Annotated in this window: 13 protein-coding genes; 10 read left to right on the top strand and 3 right to left on the bottom strand. The window is 71.0% G+C overall.

Translation table 11 applies throughout. The features are described from left to right. Positions 1–67: 67 nt before the first annotated feature. Positions 68–1,270: a M20 metallopeptidase family protein gene (locus ABUW04_RS02230; protein WP_380562124.1), complete on the top strand. Its 1,203-nt coding sequence runs from the start codon at positions 68–70 to the stop codon at positions 1,268–1,270. A gap of 95 nt (positions 1,271–1,365) precedes the next feature. Continuing rightward, positions 1,366–2,766 carry a purine-cytosine permease family protein gene (locus ABUW04_RS02225; RefSeq protein WP_380562122.1) on the top strand — a complete coding sequence of 467 codons (1,401 nt, stop codon included), beginning with the start codon at positions 1,366–1,368 and terminating at the stop codon, positions 2,764–2,766. 176 nt (positions 2,767–2,942) lie between these two features. On the opposite strand, the gene ABUW04_RS02220 is transcribed toward ABUW04_RS02225, so the two are convergent. After that, complete coding sequence (locus ABUW04_RS02220) at positions 2,943–4,532, bottom strand: APC family permease (RefSeq protein WP_380562120.1); 1,590 nt, start codon at positions 4,530–4,532, stop codon at positions 2,943–2,945. Positions 4,533–4,688: 156 nt separating this feature from the next. Here ABUW04_RS02220 and ABUW04_RS02215 point away from each other — a divergent pair, with 156 nt between their 5' ends. From ABUW04_RS02215 to ABUW04_RS02185, 7 genes are all read left to right on the top strand, one after another. Then, positions 4,689–6,134 (top strand): flavin monoamine oxidase family protein, encoded by a 1,446-nt coding sequence (locus tag ABUW04_RS02215; protein ID WP_380562118.1) that lies wholly within the window; start codon positions 4,689–4,691, stop codon positions 6,132–6,134. Further along, a complete protein-coding gene (locus ABUW04_RS02210) occupies positions 6,118–7,014 on the top strand; it encodes a TetR family transcriptional regulator C-terminal domain-containing protein (protein ID WP_380562116.1) in 897 nt (298 codons plus the stop codon). Before ABUW04_RS02215 ends, ABUW04_RS02210 begins: the two co-directional genes overlap by 17 nt. Before the next feature lie 102 nt (positions 7,015–7,116). Then, complete coding sequence (locus ABUW04_RS02205) at positions 7,117–7,731, top strand: TetR/AcrR family transcriptional regulator (protein ID WP_380562114.1); 615 nt, start codon at positions 7,117–7,119, stop codon at positions 7,729–7,731. A 271-nt stretch (positions 7,732–8,002) separates the two neighbouring features. Further along, positions 8,003–10,072: an acetate--CoA ligase family protein gene (locus ABUW04_RS02200; protein WP_380562112.1), complete on the top strand. Its 2,070-nt coding sequence runs from the start codon at positions 8,003–8,005 to the stop codon at positions 10,070–10,072. Next, positions 10,065–11,219, top strand: coding sequence for an acyl-CoA dehydrogenase family protein (locus tag ABUW04_RS02195; RefSeq protein ID WP_380562110.1), 1,155 nt, complete (start codon positions 10,065–10,067; stop codon positions 11,217–11,219). Before ABUW04_RS02200 ends, ABUW04_RS02195 begins: the two co-directional genes overlap by 8 nt. A gap of 21 nt (positions 11,220–11,240) precedes the next feature. After that, complete coding sequence (locus tag ABUW04_RS02190) at positions 11,241–12,230, top strand: NAD(P)H-dependent flavin oxidoreductase (RefSeq protein ID WP_380562108.1); 990 nt, start codon at positions 11,241–11,243, stop codon at positions 12,228–12,230. 63 nt (positions 12,231–12,293) lie between these two features. Then, the gene (locus ABUW04_RS02185; RefSeq protein ID WP_380562106.1) at positions 12,294–12,866 is read left to right on the top strand and encodes a GNAT family N-acetyltransferase; all 573 of its coding nucleotides are present in this window, start codon (positions 12,294–12,296) and stop codon (positions 12,864–12,866) included. 36 nt (positions 12,867–12,902) lie between these two features. Here the strand turns inward: ABUW04_RS02185 and ABUW04_RS02180 are convergent, their stop codons facing one another. Then, positions 12,903–13,724, bottom strand: a complete 822-nt coding sequence (locus ABUW04_RS02180; protein WP_380562104.1) for a dienelactone hydrolase family protein — start codon at positions 13,722–13,724, stop codon at positions 12,903–12,905. A gap of 95 nt (positions 13,725–13,819) precedes the next feature. Here ABUW04_RS02180 and ABUW04_RS02175 point away from each other — a divergent pair, with 95 nt between their 5' ends. Then, positions 13,820–14,842 carry a GlxA family transcriptional regulator gene (locus tag ABUW04_RS02175; protein ID WP_380562102.1) on the top strand — a complete coding sequence of 341 codons (1,023 nt, stop codon included), beginning with the start codon at positions 13,820–13,822 and terminating at the stop codon, positions 14,840–14,842. Positions 14,843–14,898: 56 nt separating this feature from the next. Here the strand turns inward: ABUW04_RS02175 and ABUW04_RS02170 are convergent, their stop codons facing one another. Beyond that, positions 14,899–18,402, bottom strand: a complete 3,504-nt coding sequence (locus ABUW04_RS02170; RefSeq protein WP_380562100.1) for a putative Ig domain-containing protein — start codon at positions 18,400–18,402, stop codon at positions 14,899–14,901. Between the last annotated feature and the right edge of the window lie 33 nt (positions 18,403–18,435).

The raw sequence follows: 18,435 nt of genomic DNA, 5'->3' as shown, positions 1-18,435 counted from the left end.
ATCCGGTCAAAAGAATTGGCGCTCTGGCCATCATCTAGCCATCCGACGAACCCTGCGGAGGGAACCCATGGACGTGCGGGACGACGCGCAGGCGATGCTGCCGGAACTCCTCGCGCTGCGGCGCGCTGTGCATCGCGAACCGGAGGTGGGACTGGCCCTGCCGCGGACCCAGGAGAAGGTGCTCGCGGCGCTGAGCGGTCTGCCGTTGGCGGTCACCCCGGGATCAGCCCTGTCCTCGGTCACCGCCGTGCTGCGCGGGGCCCACCCCGGTCCGGTCGTCCTGCTGCGGGCCGATCTGGACGCCCTGCCGGTGGACGAGGAGGTGGATCTGCCCTTCCGTTCCCGGTTCGAGGGGCGGATGCACGCCTGTGGCCACGACCTGCACACAGCCATGCTGGTCGGCGCGGCGCACCTGCTGGCGGCGCGGCGCGACCGGCTCGCCGGAAGCGTCGTGTTCATGTTCCAGCCCGGCGAGGAGGGGTACGACGGGGCCCGGCACATGATCGAGGAAGGCGTTCTGGACGCGGCCGACCAGCGACCGGCGGCGGCCTACGCCCTGCACGTCAGTTCGTCGCTGTGGGAGGCGGGGCGGTTCGCCACGCGGGCCGGCTGCCTGATGGCGGCCTGCGACCGGCTCGCGGTGACAGTCCACGGGGCCGGCGGGCACGGCTCCGCGCCGCACCGGGCCCGCAACCCGATTCCGGTCGCCTGCACGATGGTGAACGCGCTGCAGGGCTTTCTCACCGGTGCCGTGGACCCGGTGCGGGCGGCGGTGATCTCCGTCGGCTCGATCCACGCCGGGACCGGGGCCGCCATCATCCCGCCTACCGCTCACTTCGAAGCCACCGTGCGGACCTTCGACACCGAGACCCGGGAGGCGATCGCGCGCGGTGCGGTGCGCCTGTGCGAGGACATCGCGCGGGCCCACGGCATGACCGCCCAAGCCGTCCTCCACTCCCAGTACCCGGCCACCGTCGCGGCCGAGCGGGAGTCGGCCTTCGCGGCCGACGTCGCCCGCGACCTGTTCGGGGCCGACCGCTTCCAGGAGATGGCCCACCCCCTCACCGCGTCGGAGGACTTCTCACGGGTCCTGGACGTGGTCCCTGGAACCATCCTCCAACTGGGCGCGGCCCTGCCCGGACGCGACTGGCGGACTGCTCCGGCGAACCACTCCCCGCTGGCCGCCTTCGACGACTCGCTCCTGCCCGACGGCGCCGCTCTCTACGCCGAACTGGCGCTGCGACGGCTCGCCCGAGGGCCGGCCGACTGACGCACTGCCCCTTCACCCCCACAGCCCCGGCATCGATCGGCCGGTACGGACCCCCGGAGTACGCCATGACACAAGCCTCGACCAGAACCCGCGTGATGGAGCAAGGTGCGATCACCCGCATCCCCGCCCAGGACCGCCACGGCAGGCCCTGGCACCTGCTGACCCTGTGGTTCGCCAGCAACGTGCAGATCACCGGCCTGGTGACCGGAGCACTGAGCATCATCCTGGGCCTGGACCTGCCCTGGGCCGTCGCGTCCATCCTGATCGGCAACCTGGTCGGCGGCCTGTTCATGGCCTACCACTCGGTCCAGGGGTCCAAGCTGGGCATTCCTCAGATGATCCAGAGCCGGGCCCAGTTCGGATTCCTGGGCGCGATCCTCCCGGTCGCCGTCGTGGTCGCCATGTACCTGGGCTTCTCGGTGGAGGGGGGAGTCGTCAACGGGCAGGCCGTGCACGCCTGGCTGCACATCCCCTACAGCACTGCGATCATCGCCTGCAACCTCACCATGCTGGTGGTGGCAGCCGCCGGCTACAGGCTGATCCACGCCGCCGGCCGGGTCATCTCGGTGATCTCCGCGGTCCTGTTCCTCGCGCTGTTCGTCCAACTCTGGATGCACCTCCCGGCCCACTACACAGGCACGTCGGTGAACCCGGGGAACGTGCTGCTGGTGATCTCGATCTTCGCTTCCTGGCAGATCACCTGGGCCCCGTACGTCTCCGACTACTCGCGCTACCTGCCCGAGGAGACCCCGGCCAGGTCGACGTTCCTGTGGACCTACCTCGGGTCCGCAGCCGGAGCCTCCTGGGTCATGGTCATCGGCGCCTTCGCCGCGGTGGTCGGCGGCAACGCCCTGGACGCCGACTCCATCGGATTCCTCGCCCACCGCTTCCCTGCCGTCTCGGGCCTGATCATCGCCGCACTCCTGATCGGCGGGATCCCCGGCAGCGCCCAGGGCCCCTACGGGGCCTTCCTCACGACGCTGAGCGGCGTCTCCGCCAGCGGCAGGCTGCGCTCGGCGCCCCTGGCCCGCGCCCTCTTCGTGGGCGGCTTCACCCTGGTGTCCACCGTGCTGTCGATCCTGGCCAACACCCACGTCATGGCCCTGTTCCAGAACGTCACCCTCTTCACGCTCTACCTGCTGGCCCCGTGGACCGCGATCAACCTCACCGACTACTACCTGGTGCGCCGCGGTAGCTACGACATCGAGGCGCTGTTCGAGCGCGACGGGCGCTACGGGCTGTTCAACCGCGGCGCCGTACTGGTCTACCTCGTGTCGATCGCTGTCGAGATCCCCTTCATCAACACCACCGTGTACATCGGCCCGATCGCCCGGCACCTCGGCGCGGCCGACATTTCCTGGATCATCGGCCTGGTCTTCGGCGCCCTCACCTACCTGGCTCATACAAAACTGGGCAGCTCGGACCCGGCCCGACCGCAGCCCGCCGCCCCCGCGGTGCTGGTGGATGGCGGCACTTCAGCACGTCACCCAAAGTGACGAAAGGAGGGCCATGTTTCACGATCGGTGATCATGGGTCGCTTCCAGCGGCCCCACTGAGTGGGCGTAGCACCGACAGGCCGCCCTGAACCAACCCGCACGAGTGAGCCGGCGGATGCGCCTGCTGACGCCGGCCTCAGCCGCGCCGGGCGACGGTGCGGCGGTGTCGACCGGGTTCATCGGGGGGCCTTCGAGGGGGTGAAGAAGGCCGGGTAGCGGCGGCGGCAGACCAGGAGTGCGAGCAGGCCGACGAGGATGGACGCGACGCCGATGACGAAGGTCCCGCCGATGTGCAGGTCCGGGGCGAAGGACGGGGTCCAGCTGGTGTTGCTGTTGGCCGGGTCCCAGGCGTGGACCAGGCTCCATGCTCCGGCCGCGATGAGGACGGCGCCCCCGATGGCGGGCAGGACGGTGCGCAGCCACAGGTCCGCCGGACCGGTGCGCCACTGGGTGCGGTGGACCCACGCGGAGGTGAGTCCGGTGAGTCCGTAGTAGAAGGCGATCATGACGCCGCAGGCGGAGACCGCGTCGCCGATGACCAGTTCGTGGCCCAGGAGGTTCATCGCGACGTAGACCGCTCCGCCGGCGACGCCCACGGCGACCGTGCCCACATGCGGAATGCGGTACTTCGGGTGCACTCGGGCCAGGGCCCGGGGCAGCGCGCCCTGGGCGCCCATGGACAGCACCGTCCTGCTCAGGGTCAGCACGGTGGTCTCGGTGGAGGCCGCGGCCGAGGTGAGGACCATCAGGATGAGCAGGTGCCACAGCACGGAGCCGAAGCCGCTCGCGCCGAACACGGCCGTGCCGAGGGCGTAGAAGACGTCACCGGAGTTGCCGGGGTTGTTCAGCCCGATGCCGGTGTCCCCGATGCCCGCGAACGACACCACGGCGAAGGTGGCGGCGAGGTAGACCACCACGAGCAGCACCGTCGACCAGGTCGCGGCCCGGCCCGGGGTGCGGTGCCGGTCGGCGGTCTCCTCGTTCACGGTGATCGCGGTCTCCCAGCCCCAGTAGATGAAGAGCATGAGCACCAGGGCGCTGATGAAGTCCCCGACCGACCCCACGGCGAACGGGTTGAGCCAGGACAGCTGCGGCCGGTGCGCCCCGGCCGGCGCGGTGCCGCCGTACACCCGGACCAGCGCGACCACCGACAGCACCACCAGCATGCTGAACTCGAGGAAGAGCAGGGCCCGTTGGACGGCTGCGGCGATCTCGATGCCGCGGTAGCAGAGGACGGTCATCAGCGCGAGCCATCCCAGCCCGGCCAGCATCACCCAGGTGCTGCCCGGGTCGGAGCCGATGCCGGTGGCTCCCACCAGCAGGAACACATACTGTCCGGCCACCTGTGCGAGGCTGCCGACCACCAGGACGAAGGACGCGATGATGGCCCAGCCGCCCAGGAAGCCGAGGCTGGGGCTGAGATTCCGGGAGGCCCAGGTGAAGATGGTGCCGCAGTCCGGGTCGCGCCGGTTGAGCGCGGCGTATCCGAACGAGACGAAGAGGATCGGCACGAAGGCGAGCACGACCACGGCCGGGGCCTGGAAGCCGACGAACCCGACGATGAACGCCAGGGTGGCGGCGAGGCTGTAGGCCGGTGCCGCCGAGGCCACCGCGAGGATCAGGCTGGTCGCCATGGAGAGGGCGCCGGAGCGCAGCCCCTTGTCCGCGCCGGGGGAGTCCAGGTCGCCGGACCACGGTTCGGCTCCGGGCCCGGAGGCCAGGGTTTCGGCCAGTCCCGGCCCGGTCTTCTCGCTGTTTCCGGTCATGGCCACTCCCGATCCCGGCTTCCCGGGGCGGGGACGCCGACCGCAACATCTGATTGGCGAGTCAGCCTCATCCCGGCGGGTCGCGCTGTCAAGAGATCCATCGCAATTATTTCTGGACCTTGACTGATCAATCAATGTTGCGCAATGGTCGTCGGCATGGAACAACGTGAACGTCCCGTCGTGGAAGCCCGGGTGGCCGTCGTCGGTGCGGGGTACGCAGGCCTGACCGCCGCCCTGGAGCTGACCGACGCAGGCGTGGACACGGTCGTCCTGGAGGCCTCCGACCGCGTCGGCGGCCGGACGCTGAGCGAACTGCGCCCGTCCGGCGTGCGCGTCGACCACGGCGGCCAGTGGATCGGACCGACCCAGCACCGGCTGCGTGCGCTGGCCGCCCGGTTCGGCTGCGCGACCTTCCCCACCTGGGAGACGGGCCGGCACCTGGAGGTCTGGCACGACGGCACCCGCGTCGGCTACGCAGGCGCGGCGCCCGCCACCGGCCCCGGTATCCCGGAGTACGAGCGGATCACCGCGCTGCTGGACCGACTCGCCGACACCGTCGACGTGGACAGTCCGTGGCAGACCCCGCGGTTCGCGGAGTTCGACGGTCATTCCGCCGAGAGCTTCTTCCGCAGTGAGACCGGCGACGAGGACGCGCTCCGCCGCCTGGCGCTCGCGGTGCAGGGCGTGTGGTGCGCCGAGCCGAGTGAGATCTCGCTGTTCCACGTGCTGTTCTACATCGCCTCGGCCGGCGGGTACGAACAGCTGATGGAGACCCGCGACTGCGCTCAGGACAGCCGCTTCACCGAAGGGGCGGACGGTCCGGCGCGGGCGGTGGCGGCCGCGCTGGGGGACCGGGTCCGGCTCGGCGTTCCGGTGCGGTCGATCAGGCAGTGCGCCGCGGGCGTCGAGCTCAGCACGGACCGCGGCCTGGTCAGGGCGGAGCGGGCGGTGCTGGCGGTGCCGCCGACGGCGGTGCGCCGGATCGCCTTCGACCCGGTGCTGCCCGCTGCCCGCAGGGGCTGGATCGGCCACTCGCCGATGGGCCGGGTGGCCAAGGTGCACGCCGTCTACCGGCGACCCTTCTGGCGCGCGGCCGGGAGCTCCGGGATCGCGACGCTCTACGGCGACCACCCGGTCGGCGTGGTCTTCGACAACTCACCCGAGGACGGGCAGCACGGCGTCCTGGTGGCGTTCGTCTACGGCGACCGGCTCACCCGGTGGGCCGCACTGGACCCGGACGCGCGGCGCGCCTCGGTGCTCGCCGCCCTGGTCGCCGCCGCCGGCCCGGAGGCCGCGGAGCCTGACGACTACACCGAGAAGGTCTGGCCGCAGCAGGAGTGGACGACCGGCGGCTACGAGTGCTTCGTGACGCCCGGTGGCTGGACCGGCCACGGCAGGCAGGGCTGGCGGGAACCGGTCGGGCGGCTGCACTGGGCGGGGACCGAGACCGCGTCGGTGTGGAACGGCTACATCGACGGGGCCGTCTCGTCCGGGGAGCGGGCCGCTGCCGAGGTCGCCGAGGCCCTCGCGGCGCGGGCGGTAGCCGCCCCCGGGCCTGCGGCACCAGGCATAATGAGCTCTCGTCATGAGCAGCACCGATGAGCGGTCCCCGACCGCACCACCCGACGCCCCCGACCGCCCCGCCGCCTCGGACCTGACCGACCGGGTACGCGTCGTCCTGCGTTCCGCACGGCTGTCCCAGCGCGAGCTCGCGCGCCGGATCGGCATGGATCCCACGGCGCTGTCCAAGGCACTGCGGGGCACCCGGCGACTGCAGCAGCAGGAGATCGCCGCCATCGCCAAGGCCGGCGGGGTGTCGGTGCAGTACTTGGTGTCCGGGGTGGGCCGGACTCCGCCGCTCGGCCCCGGGGACGAGGCGGGCGCCAGAGCCCAGCCGCTGAGCACCCAGGAGCGGAGGAGCCAGATCCTGGAGGCCGCCACCGAGCTCATCGCCCGCCGGGGCTTCCACAACGTGCGGGTGTCGGACATCGCGGAGCGCTGCGGCACCAGCACCGGAACGGTGCACTACCACTTCCCGACCAAGGAAGCGGTGCTGCACGCCGCGCTGGACCACTACGCCGAGCGTTTGCACGAGCGCCTGCGCGCGGAGTTCGAGGGGGCCAGCTCCGCCCGGGACAAGGTGCTCCGGCTCATCGAGGTGCAGCTCACGCTCACCACTGCGGACGTCGACGAGTGGTCGGTGTGGATCCAGTTCTGGAGCCAGGCGATGCTCGAGCCGAGCCTGCGCCCGGCCCAGCGCCGGACCTACTCGGACTGGCGCAGGCTCGTGGTAGAGCTGCTCCGCGAGTGCCGGGACGAGGGGCTGGCGCCGGAGGCCGACATCGAGGCGCTCGCCGACCGGTTCACCGCGATGGTCGACGGTCTGGCGATCCAGATCCTGGCCGGGTCCACCGACATGACGCCGGACCGGATGCGCTCGCTGCTGCGGCGGGCCTTCGAACCGCACCTCGACCTCGGCTGAGCCGGGCACCGGCGGTGCCCGGTGCCGGTGCCTGACCGGTGCTCCGCCGGTGCCTCCCGCCAGTCGTAGGATGGTGCTCCGCTGAGGATGAGGGGAGGTCAGGTGCCGCGTCCCAACGTGGAGGCCGAGCGACGCGAGCAGATCCTCCGTGCGGCCTGCGACGAACTCAGCGAGGTCGGCATGCAGGACCTGAGGCTGTCCGACCTGGCCCGGCGGGCCGGCGTCAGCTCCGGGACGATCCACTACTACTTCGAGGGCAAGCACGCGGTCCTGGTCGCGGCCTTCGAGTTCAACTACCGGCGTTCGCTGGAGCGGCGCCGACGGCTGCTGGACGCCGGCGACGAGCCGCTGCCCACCCTGCGCGAGCTCGTCGACTCCTACCTGCCGCGCCGCCCTGAGGCACTGACCGCATGGCGGGTCTGGGCGCAGCTGTGGGCCGAGGCCACCAGGAACGACGAGTACCGGGCGATCAACGAATCGCTCTACGCCGAGTGGCGCGGCCTGGTCACCGAGCTGATCGCGAGGGGCCAGGACCGCGGCTCGATCCGTGACGGCGACCCCGGGGTACTGGCCGACATGCTGATCGGCATGATCGACGGCCTGGCGACGCAGGTACTGGCCGGCTCCAAGGACATGCCGGTCGAGCGGATGAGCAGCACCTTGCAGCAGTTCATCGACGACTTCCTCGCGCTCGCGCCCGCTCGCGCCCGGCACTGATCCAGGTCGGCCGGCGCGGGGCGCCGGCGGCAAAGGCTGGATGAGGAAGCACTGTTGACGGGGCGTCGGCCCGACAGCGCTGCCGTGCGGCCCCGTCCCCTCCGGCCGGCTGCCTGAAGGCCCTGCCTGAACACCCGCTATGCCGGATCACCGGCGTGCTCCGCGCATCCCGAGGTCTTGCCCGCACCGGAATCGAAATGTATAACTGACGCATCAGTCAACTATCCGAGCCTTGCCGGGCACACCTGTGCCGGGGAACCGGAGGACGCCCATGACCGTGCCCAACGCGTTCGTCGATCCAGCCTCGGTCGCCGTCGTCGGGGCCAGTGAGGACCGCGCGAAGTGGGGCTACTGGCTCGCCGACGGTGCGCTTCGGGGCGCCGGACGCCGAGACGTCTGGCTGGTGAACCGGAGCGCACGGCCGTTGTTCGGCGAGCGCGCCTTCGCCTCGCTCGGCGAACTGCCCGCCGCCCCCGAACTCGTGGTGCTCTGCGTGCCCGCCGATCAGGTGGAACCCACCGTCGGGGAGGCACTGGCCCTGGGATGCCGGGCGTTCCTGGCGATCACCGCCGGACTCACCGGCCGGCAGCAGCACAGGCTCGCACAGCTGCTCAAGGCCGCCGGTGCACACCTGCTCGGACCCAACAGCCTCGGCCTGTACGACTCCTCCACCGATCTGCAGCTGGCCTGGGGGACCTTCACGCCCGGTTCCCTCGCGATCGTCTCCCAGAGCGGCCAGCTCGGCATGGAGATCGCCACCCTCGCCGCGCAGGCGGGCCTCGGGGTCTCCCGGTTCTACTCGGTGGGCAACCAACTGACCGTCAGCGCAGCCGAGTTGCTGGAGTCACTGGCCGAGGACGAGCGGACCACGACGGCGGTGCTGTACCTGGAGGCCTTCACCGAGGGCCCACGGATCGTCGCCGCGTTGCGCGCCCTGCGCCGGGCCGGCAAGCACACCCTGGTGCTCAGCACCGGTGCGAGCGAGGCGAGCCGACGGCTGGCCCGCTCCCACACCGGTTCGCTGACCTCCGCCCTCGACGTGGTCGACGCCGCCTGCCGGGTGGCCGGCGCACTGCGGGTCGCCACCCCACAGGAGGCCGTCGCCATCGCGACGTACCTGTCCTCGGCCGCGGCGCCGCGGGGACGCCGAGTGGCAGTCGTCGGCGACAGCGGCGGACAGGGCGGTGTCGCCGCCGACGTGGCCGCCCGGACCGGTCTCGAAGTCCCGCAGTTCTCGCCCGAACTGCAGTTCAGACTACGGGAGTTGCTGCCCGAGGCCGCAGCCGTGGCCAACCCGGTCGACCTGGCCGGAGCCGGTGAGGCCGACCTCGGGGTCTACGCCGCAGTGGCGGAGGCGGTGGCCGCCTCCACCGAAGTCGATGCCGTCCTGCTCACCGGCTACCTCGGCTGCTACGGCGAGGACACCCCGTCGATCGCCGACGCCGAACTCGCCGTCGTCGACCGCCTCGGACGCCTGGCCGCGAGCGGACCGGTGCCCCTGGTGGTGCACAGCATGAGCGGGACCTCCGCGGCAGTGGCACGCATGGGGCAGCACCGCATCCCCACCTACCCGGAGATCACACCGGCCCTCGGCGCCCTCGCCGGAGCCGCCGCACTGGGGGCGGCGACCGGACGGGACCCGAAGGCCACGGCCGGCCCCGAACTGCGACCGGTCACCGGCTACTGGGGCGCACGGGAGGCACTGCGTGACCTCGGCATCCCGGTACCGGATGCGGTGCGGGTCCGCGACGGGGCCGAAGTCAGCGCGGCGTTCCGCACGCTGCACGCTCCGCTGGTGCTCAAAGCCGGCTGGCTGGAGCACAAGAGCGAGCACGGCGGCATCAGGACCGGGCTGACGGGGCCCGCGGAAGGCACCGCGGCCTTCGCCGAGATGTACCAACGGCTCGGCCCGGGGGAGTACGTCCTGGAGGAACAGGACACCCGCGCCGACGTGGTCGAGATGCTGATCGGCGCTCGGCACGACCCCTGCTTCGGACCGACGGTCGCCGTGGGCCTCGGCGGCGTCGAAGCCGAGCTGTGGCGTGACGTCCGGGTCGAACTGGCACCGGTGGACCGGCCGGTCGCCGCCGCCATGGTCGACGGGCTGCGATCACGCGCACTGCTGCGGGGCTGGCGCGGGAGACCGCCGGTGCACACCGACGCGCTCGTCGACGCCGTGGTCGCGGCGTCCGAAGCGATCGCGGCCAACCCGCACCTCACCGACCTGGAGATCAACCCGCTCCGGGTCGGCGTCGACGGAGTACTCGCCGTCGACGCACTGATCCTGCACGAGTCACCGAAGAACGACGAGTCGTCGAAGAATGAGGAGAACCATGCCTGAGACCACCGAACCGTGGCCGCTGACCGACGAGCAGCGCGACATCCTCGCGCTGTGCCGGCAGTTCGCCGAGCAGGAGATCCGGCCCCGCGGACGCGAGGTGGACGAGGCCGACATCGAGCCTCCGGTGGACATCTTCCGCTCCGCCGCGAAAGCGGGCATCACCGACTTCATGCTCCCCGAGGAGCACGGCGGCGGCGGGCTGACCGACGTGCTGACCCAGTGCCTGGTGCAGGAACAGCTGTGCTGGGGCGACCCGGGCATCGGCAACTTCCTGTGCTCCAACGGCTTCTTCGCCGACCCGGTCATCGAGTTGGGCACCGCGGAGCAGAAGGAGCGCTGGCTGCGCCCGCTCACTGGGCCGGCTCCGCTGCACACCGCGCTGGCCACCACCGAGCCCGGATCGGGCTCCGACGCCGCATCGATGTCCACCACCGCGGTCAGGACCGCGGGAGGATACGAACTCACCGGCCAGAAGGCGTGGATCTCCAACGCGGGCCTGGCCGACCAGTACGTCGTCTTCGCCAAGACCGACCCGTCCCGGCGCTCGGACGGCGTGACCGCGTTCCTGCTGGACCGGAACACGCCCGGGATGACCTTCGGCGAGCCGATGCGGAAGATGGGCCAGCGGGCCATCGTGTGCCGCGAGATCTTCTTCGACCACGCCTTCGTGCCGGAGGACCAGCGGCTCGGCGACGAGGGCCGCGGGTTCCACGGCCTGATGAAGACGTTCGACATCTCCCGCGTCGTACTCGCGGCCGCGGCCACCGGCGCCGCCCGCGCGGCGTACGAGTACGCGCGCGACTACGCCCGCCAGCGCAGCCAGTTCGGCAAGCCGATCATCGAGCACCAGGCGGTGGCCTTCCGGCTGGCCGACATGGCCACCCGGATCCAGTCCGCCTGGCTGCTCACGCTGCACGCCGCCCGGCAGATCGACGCCGGCGCCACCGTGACCGGCCTCGCGGCCATGGCCAAGCTGCAGGCCTCCGAGACGGCCATGTTCTGCACCTGGGGCGCGGTCCAGACCCTCGGCGGCTGGGGGTACTCCCGCGAGTACCCGGTCGAGCAGTGGATGCGCGACGCCAAACTCGAGGAGATCGAGGAAGGCACCTCGGACATCATGCGCCTGGTCATCTCACGCAGTCTCTAGAAGCCGGGAGGTCCCTCAACCATGCCGTTCCAGAACGACTTCACCCGGATGTTCGGCGTCCGGCACCCCGTGGTGTGCGGCGGCATGCTCGCCGTCGGCACCGCGGAACTCATCGCGGCGGTCGCGAACGCGGGAGCGCTCGGCTTCCTCAGCGCTCTGACCCAGCCCACCCCGGAGGCCCTCAGCCTGGAGATCAAGCGGTGCCGTGAGCTGACCGACCAACCCTTCGGGGTCAACCTCACGATCCTGCCGACCATCGACCCGGTTCCGTACCACGAGTACCGCGAAGCGATCATCGAGTCCGGAGTCCGGGTCGTCGAGACCGCGGGCAGTAACCCGGCCCCGCACCTGCCCGCCTTCCGGGCCGCGGGGGTCAAGGTCGTCCACAAGGCCGTCTCGGTGCGGCACGCCCTCAAGGCTGAGGCACTCGGCGTCGACGCAGTGAGCATCGACGGCTTCGAGTGCGCCGGCCACCCCGGCGCGGACGACGTGCCCGGCCTGGTCCTGATCCCCGCGGCGGCGCGGCGGCTCTCGATCCCGTTGATCGCCTCGGGCGGCTTCGCCACCGGCAGCGGCTTGGTCGCCGCGCTCGCGCTGGGCGCCTGCGCGGTCAACATGGGCACCCGGTTCGAGGCGACGACCGAGGCACCAGTGCACCCCCGGGTGAAGGCGCAGATCGTCGCCAACGACGAACGTGCGACGCAGATCGTGTTCCGCGAGTTCGGCAACACCGCACGGGTGGCACGCAACTCCGTCTCCGAGCAGATCGCCGAACTCGGCGCGCGGCCCGGCGCCACGTTCGCCGACGTCGCCCATCTCGCCTCCGGGGCGCGGGCCCGGAGCCGGGTGCTCGCAGACGGCGACGTCGAAGGCGGAATGTGGTGGGCCGGCCAGGCGCAGGGCCTGATCGACAGCGTCGGCAGCTGCGCCGACGTGGTGCACGACATCATCGCCGAGGCGGAAGCCATCGTCCGCGACCGGCTGCCCGGCCAGATGACGCCCGCCCCCTGAGGCCGGGGGCAGGGGCGGAAATTCGGTGTCCTGGCCGCGCTGTGAGGATGCAGGATGATGCGCATGACTCTGGCCACTCCCACCCTGCACACGGCTCGCCTGCGCCTGCGCCCCTTCACCGACACCGACGCGGATGCCCTCTACGCGCTGCACAGCAACACCGCTGTGATGCGTTACTGGGATTCTCCGCCGTGGAGCGAACGGTCCCGCGCCGATCGCTTCATTGCGACGTGCGGGAAGATGGCCGACGAAGGCACCGGGGCGCGGCTGGCGATCGACCGTGCTTCTGACGGGGCCTTCATCGGCTGGTGCTGTCTGACCGGATGGAACCCGGACTACCGCAGCGCGTCGTTGGGCTACGTCCTCGACGATGCGGTGTGGGGCCACGGCTACGCGACGGAGTCCGCACGCGCCTTGCTGCAGTGGGCCTTCGGCACCCTGGACCTGAACCGGGTTCAGGCCGAGGCCGATACCCGCAACGCGGCGTCAGGCCGGGTGCTGGAGAAGCTCGGATTCGTACGGGAAGGGACGCTGCGGGAGGACTGCATCGTGAACGGCGACGTATCCGATTCGTGGGTGTTCGGGTTGCTCAGGCGAGAGTGGCGGCCGGCGGTCGCGCCGATCCCAGCGGGCTGAGGGGCCGCTCCGTTCCCGGAGCGTCCGCTCTCGGGCTCAGTGGACGCCGAGCCGGTCGACGAGGAAGGCGATGATCTCGTCGCGGGCGCGGGTGGTCGGGTGGCCTTGCCGGTCGACCAGGTGTGCGGTGACGACGCTGTGGGCGGTGCCGACGACGTCGCGGAAGAACGGGGGAGGGTCGGTGTTCGCGGCGTCGGAGGGGAGCACGCGACCGTCGAACGCGTCCCCGAGCAGGGCCCGGTAGGCGGCGAAGCGTTGGCCGGTGCACCACCGGTCGTTCTCGAAACGGTAGGCGAGCACGGTCAGTCCGTCCCGGCGGACGCGTTCCGACACCGCTACCGCGTCGGCGTCGTCGAGTTCCAGGCCGCCGGGGTCGTCGAGCGGCAGCGAGGGGTGATTGACGACCGGGGCGACGACGGCGGGCTCCAGGGCCATGGTCAGTGCGAAGTTGCCGGTGAAGCAGAGCCCGACCGCGCCGACGCCGGCTCCACCGCACTCCGCGTGCGCGGTGCGGGCCAGACCGCGCAGCCAGGCCACGACCGGACTGGTGCCGCCGCCCGCGAACGCGCGGAACTCGGCGCTGACGCAGGCCCTTCGAACGATCTCCTGGCCCGCGGCGGTGGTGGGGTAGGCGCCGTCGACGCCGAAGAGCGACGGCAGGTAGACGGTGGTGCCGGCGTCCTGGATCCAGCGCGCCAGCCGGGCCACGTCCGGGCTGATGCCCGGCATCTCGGGCATCACGATGACGGCCGGTCCGGTGCCGGAGACGTACACGGTCTTGCTGACGTCGTCGACGCTGACGGTCCTGTGGAGGAAGTCGCCCAAAGGGTCGTCACGCTGCGGTGGTTCCGTTGTCATGGTCGCAGTCTCACGGGACACTGGTGCCACCGGAAGCGGCGGTATCGCCATGACTGCGGGTGATCTCGCCAGCGGCAGGAAGCAGGGAGTACCCGGTGGGGGAAGCGGAGCAGCCGCTGCGGCTGGGGGTGCTGGCCTACCCGGGATGCTTCGCCTCCGAGGTCTTCGGGGTCCCGGATCTGCTGGCGATGGCGGACCGTGTCTCCGCGGCCCGGGGCGCGGACCGGCCGCGGTACGAGGTGGACGTCATATCTCCCCGGCGGCGGGTGGTGGCATCCGGCGGCTGGGCCGTCGAGGTCCGGGCACCGCGCCGGGTCGATGTGCTGGTGGTGCCGGGTTTCGGGCTGTCACCCGAGACTGATCTGGAGGCGACACTCGCGGGCCTGGGTCCTGAAGTCGCGCTCATTCGGGCCCGGGCGGCGGCCGGAGTCGCCGTCGTGTCGATCTGCGTCGGCGCGTTCCTGGTAGCTGAGGCCGGTCTGCTCGACGGACGCCGGGCGACGACGTCCTGGCTCTTCGCGGACCGGCTGGCGGGGCGCTACCCGGCCGTCGACGTGCACGCCGAGCACCTGGTGGTCACCGATCGCGGGGTGACCACCACCGCCGGCTTCAGCGCCATGTACGACTTCGCGCTGCAGCTGATCCGTGACCACGACGGCCCCCGGACCGCCCGTGCCACGGCGCGCATCGCGCTGGTCGACGACGCACGTTCGACCCAGGGCCCTTATGTGGACCCGGAGTTGCTCCCCACGGTGGGCCACCGGTTCTCGGACGCGGTGAAGCGGCGGCTGGACCGTGACCTGGCGGCGCCCTACGACCTGCCCGCCCTGGCCGAGGCGTTCCGCATGAGTACACGGACCATGCTCCGGCGTTTCCGGAGCGAGGCGGACCAGACCCCGCTCGCCTATCTGCAGTCGGCCCGGATCCGCCGGGCCCGCCATCTGCTGGAGGTCGGCGACGCGACGGTGGCCCGCATCGCCGCCGACGTCGGCTACCGGGACGCGAGCACCTTCAGCACGCTCTTCACGCGGCACACCGGGCAGCGGCCGCGCGACTACCGTGCGCGCTTCCGCCGGCTCGATGGAGCCGGGGGCCGTCCCGAGGCCGTCCGCGCCTGACACCGGCTCAGGTGTCAGGCGCGGACGGGGACACGAAGCGGCCTCCACCGGGCCACCTACTGGGGCAGCCCCTGGAACTGGAGCAGCTGGACCTCAGCGATGTCGGTGTTGCCGCCGTGCTGGTCCAGGACCCGCAGCATGGGCACGGACTGGTGCTGCGGCAGCTTGAAGATGTACCACTGCTGGTCGCTGGTGATGCCCGAGATGGTCAGGAACGTCGTCCAGGTGGTCCCTCCGTCGGTCGAGCCCTGGAGGACGGTGCCGTTGGCGCGGGCCGGGTAGCCGGTGCGGGCGTGGATACGGACGGCGTCGATGCCCAGCGTCGAGCCGTCGGTCGGCTTGACCGTCACCCAGCCGTTGGCGGTCGTGGTGTCGGTTGACGTCGTGATGTCGCCGTCGAACATCCGCCAGCCGTTGGCCGCGGTGGTTCCCTTCCCCGGCCACAGCGGGGTGGACGCGTCCACCCAGGCCTGGGCGATGCTGTCGGCCAGCACGTGGGTGTTCCACAGCTGGAGCGCGGAGCCGTCGGTGGTCTGGAACACGGTGGTGCCGGTCTGGCCGGTGGCCGTCGTGTAGTCGGCCGTGAACTGCAGTGCGCGGCCGTAGTCGACGCTCTCGGGCAGTACGGCCGTGGCGTGCCAGTGCTCGCTGTCGGTGCTGGTGACGGTAGCGGTCGCGCCTTCGATCTGGACGTTCACGTCGGCGATGGGCTCGGTGGCGGTCAGGTCCAGGGTGACGGTGTCCCCGTTGACGGCCTGGCCGGCGACCGGGTCGTCGGACGACAGGGTCGCGACCGAGACGGCCTGGGCCGTCTCCTGGCGGACGCCGTGGATCCGCAGTTCGCCGAAGGACGACAGGCCGGGGTAGTTCGGGTCGGTGGGGACACCGGGGTCGTCGACCTGGATCTTGAAGAAGCGGAAGGACTTGTCCTTGACCTCGGCGCGTACCGGGATGGTCTCCATCTGGAAGTCGGGCGCCGTGTTGGTGGTCTCGTGCGCTGTCAGCAGGGTCCAGGTCCGGCCGTCGTTCGAGCCGTAGACGTTCGCCCCCTGCGAGCGGTTGGCGAAGTTGTACCGCGCCTGCAGGCCGAAGGCACTGGCCTTGACCCGGAATCCGGCACCGAAGTCCAGCGTGAACGGAGCCGTCAGGTCCCCGGAGGTGGTGTTGATGTCGCTGTCGACCAGGTTCCACATGGCTGTCGTCCCCAGCGAGGAGGTCACCAGGGTCTGGTAGGCGAGCGTGCCGTCGCCGAGGGTCGGGTTGAGCAGCTGCAGCCCCTGCACCGCCTTCTGCACCGACAGGAGGCCGTCCTGGAAGGTGCTGTCGTCAGCGGTGGTGATGGTGGCCCGTACTGCGGCCACGGCTGCGTCGTACGCGTCCAGCGTGCTGCGGACGTAGGTCGCCTTGGGGTGGAACCCGGCCTGCGCGGCCTTGAGCGCTGTGGTGCGGTTCGGCGCTGTCACCAGGGTGAGGTTCAGGACGGTGTCGGTCGTGCCGTCGGAGGCGACGACGGTGGCCCGGGCGGTCCCCACCTGCCTGCGGGTGGGTGTCCAGCTGAAGGCCCCGGTGCTGCTGTCGACCGTGGCTCCGGCCGGGAGCCCGGTGGCTTCGTAGGTCAGGGCTGCCCCCGCGGTGTCCGTTGCGGCGAGGGAGCGTTGCAGGGATTGGCCGGCGACGCCGATGAGGGTGACCTGCCGGCCCTGCGGGAAGGTGGGCGGGCTGAGGCTCGTGGCCTGAAGGTTGACGCTCTGGACGTCCACGTTGACCGCCGGTGAACCGGTGACGGTGTAGTAGGCGAGGTTCTCCCCACCGGTGCTGCCGGGAACGACCGCGTAGTCCATGTCGTAGCTGACGTAGCGCCACTGACCGTGCGTGTCGGGCAGACTGACGGTCTGGTAGGGGCGGAGCGCCAGGTTCTTGCGGATGGTCAGGGTCGCCGGTCCGTCAGTGCGGATCAGGACGCCGACGGGGCTGTAGCCGGTGCGGGAGGGGTACATCAGGGTGCGGACCGCGATCGAGGCGCCCTTGTCGGACGCCTGCATCCGGACGTAGCTCTGCCCAGTGTCGACGAGCACCTGCGAGCGGTGGTCCAGGGCGATGCTGCGCTGCGCCACCGGCACCAGTGCGTCGGCCTGCTGGGGCCGGACCTGGCCGGCCACCTGCTGCGGCAGTGACAGCCAGTAGTCCGGGTTGTAGTCGGGATTGCTGTTCCAGAAGTTGTAGGCGCTGGTCCCCCAGAAGAACTGCGGGCCGTCGGCCTGCTGCTGCATCTTGGCGACGTCGGGGGCGACCTTGGCGACGTTGACGCCCAGGTCGTACTCGTAGACGTTGTAGAGCTCGTCGATGGGGTCGAACTGCCGCCCACGGTAGGCCTCGGACAGCTTCCCGGGACCGCCGGTGGTGTCGATCCAGGGGATCGTCTTCCCCATCATGTAGGCGTAGTACGCGTCGGTCCCCGCCAGCAGCCGGTTGTCGCCGAAGGTGTAGGGGGACACGGCGTTGCTGCGGTCCGAGACGGTTCCGGCGACCGGGTCCAGCCTGGTGCCCTGGACGGTGAGCATGCGGGCGATCTCGGTGAGGGCGTTGATCCCGTCCCAGGCGTGCGCCTGGTCGCGGCCCATCTCCTGCTCCTGGACGAAGGAGTGGCCGTAGGGGTTCAGCGGGTCCTTGGCGCTGATGGTGCGGATCAGGGAGACCAGCGAGCCGTTGGCGTCGGGGTCCGGGTTGGAGGCGTTGACCGAGAACCACTCGACGTGCTTGTCGTAGGCCGCACGGTTGTCGGTGAACATGTCCGCGGCGAGCTCGCCGACCAGCGGGTACGACTGCTGGCTCATGAAGTAGGTGTTGCCGTCCAGCAGGACGCTGCTGACCGGGGTGATCAGATTGGTGGTCAGATTGCTGGTGTCCGCGTCGGTCCAGGAGGTGTCGTAGCCGTCGGAGGTGGCGTTGACACTGGAGTAGCGGAAGATCTCCGCCGCGGCGAGCATCCGCATCAGCGGGATGCCGGCGTGGATGTGCGCGTCCGCGTACGGCGCGACCTCGGCGGGGTCGATGTGGGACCAGGTGCGGATGATGTGCATCCCGTTCTCCCGGTAGGCGGGATCCCCGGTGATGAGGTACTGGATGGCTTGGGTGTAGGCGCCGAAGGCGTCGGCGATGAACTTCGATTCGACGCCCTGCGAGTTGAAGGCCACCGACCCGGGGGTGTCCACCTGGGTGCTGTGGTTGACGGGGGTGAGCGTCCTGGACGCGTAGCTGGTCTTGACCATGGCCGCGTAGTAGGAGGCCCAGGGTTCGACGCCGCCCTGCACCTCCTGGCGTGCCAGCAGCAGGTTCGGGGCGCTCACGTCGATGCCCGGGTGGACGAACCCGGCGCTACTGGTGACCTGGTTCAGGGTGACGGTGGGGAAGGCGCTCGCCACCGCGCCGGCCGTGCGTGGTGCGGCCGTGTCCGCAGCGGCGGTCGCCGGGACGGCGGGCAGCACCACGGCCAGGACGAGCGCCGCGGTGATCACCCGCCCACGTAGCCGTCTGACTCGCCCCATCAGGTTCTGCCACATGCAACGCTCCTTCGGATTGCGGTGCCAACAGGT

Source organism: Streptacidiphilus jeojiensis (assembly GCF_042510965.1).
Classification (GTDB): Bacteria; Actinomycetota; Actinomycetes; order Streptomycetales; family Streptomycetaceae; genus Streptacidiphilus; species Streptacidiphilus jeojiensis.
Note: the sequence above shows the minus strand (reverse complement) of the source record. Positions and strands in the feature narration are given on the sequence as shown.

Excerpts from the sequence above, each read along its gene's own strand:
- ABUW04_RS02195 (WP_380562110.1), top strand. The coding sequence starts at position 10,065 with ATGCCTGAGACCACCGAACCGTGGCCGCTGACCGACGAGCAGCGCGAC.
- ABUW04_RS02220 (WP_380562120.1), bottom strand. The coding sequence starts at position 4,532 with ATGACCGGAAACAGCGAGAAGACCGGGCCGGGACTGGCCGAAACCCTG.
- ABUW04_RS02180 (WP_380562104.1), bottom strand. The coding sequence starts at position 13,724 with ATGACAACGGAACCACCGCAGCGTGACGACCCTTTGGGCGACTTCCTC.
- ABUW04_RS02200 (WP_380562112.1), top strand. The coding sequence starts at position 8,003 with ATGACCGTGCCCAACGCGTTCGTCGATCCAGCCTCGGTCGCCGTCGTC.
- ABUW04_RS02190 (WP_380562108.1), top strand. The coding sequence starts at position 11,241 with ATGCCGTTCCAGAACGACTTCACCCGGATGTTCGGCGTCCGGCACCCC.
- ABUW04_RS02210 (WP_380562116.1), top strand. The coding sequence starts at position 6,118 with ATGAGCAGCACCGATGAGCGGTCCCCGACCGCACCACCCGACGCCCCC.
- ABUW04_RS02170 (WP_380562100.1), bottom strand. The coding sequence starts at position 18,402 with ATGTGGCAGAACCTGATGGGGCGAGTCAGACGGCTACGTGGGCGGGTG.
- ABUW04_RS02225 (WP_380562122.1), top strand. The coding sequence starts at position 1,366 with ATGGAGCAAGGTGCGATCACCCGCATCCCCGCCCAGGACCGCCACGGC.
- ABUW04_RS02230 (WP_380562124.1), top strand. The coding sequence starts at position 68 with ATGGACGTGCGGGACGACGCGCAGGCGATGCTGCCGGAACTCCTCGCG.
- ABUW04_RS02215 (WP_380562118.1), top strand. The coding sequence starts at position 4,689 with ATGGAACAACGTGAACGTCCCGTCGTGGAAGCCCGGGTGGCCGTCGTC.
- ABUW04_RS02185 (WP_380562106.1), top strand. The coding sequence starts at position 12,294 with ATGACTCTGGCCACTCCCACCCTGCACACGGCTCGCCTGCGCCTGCGC.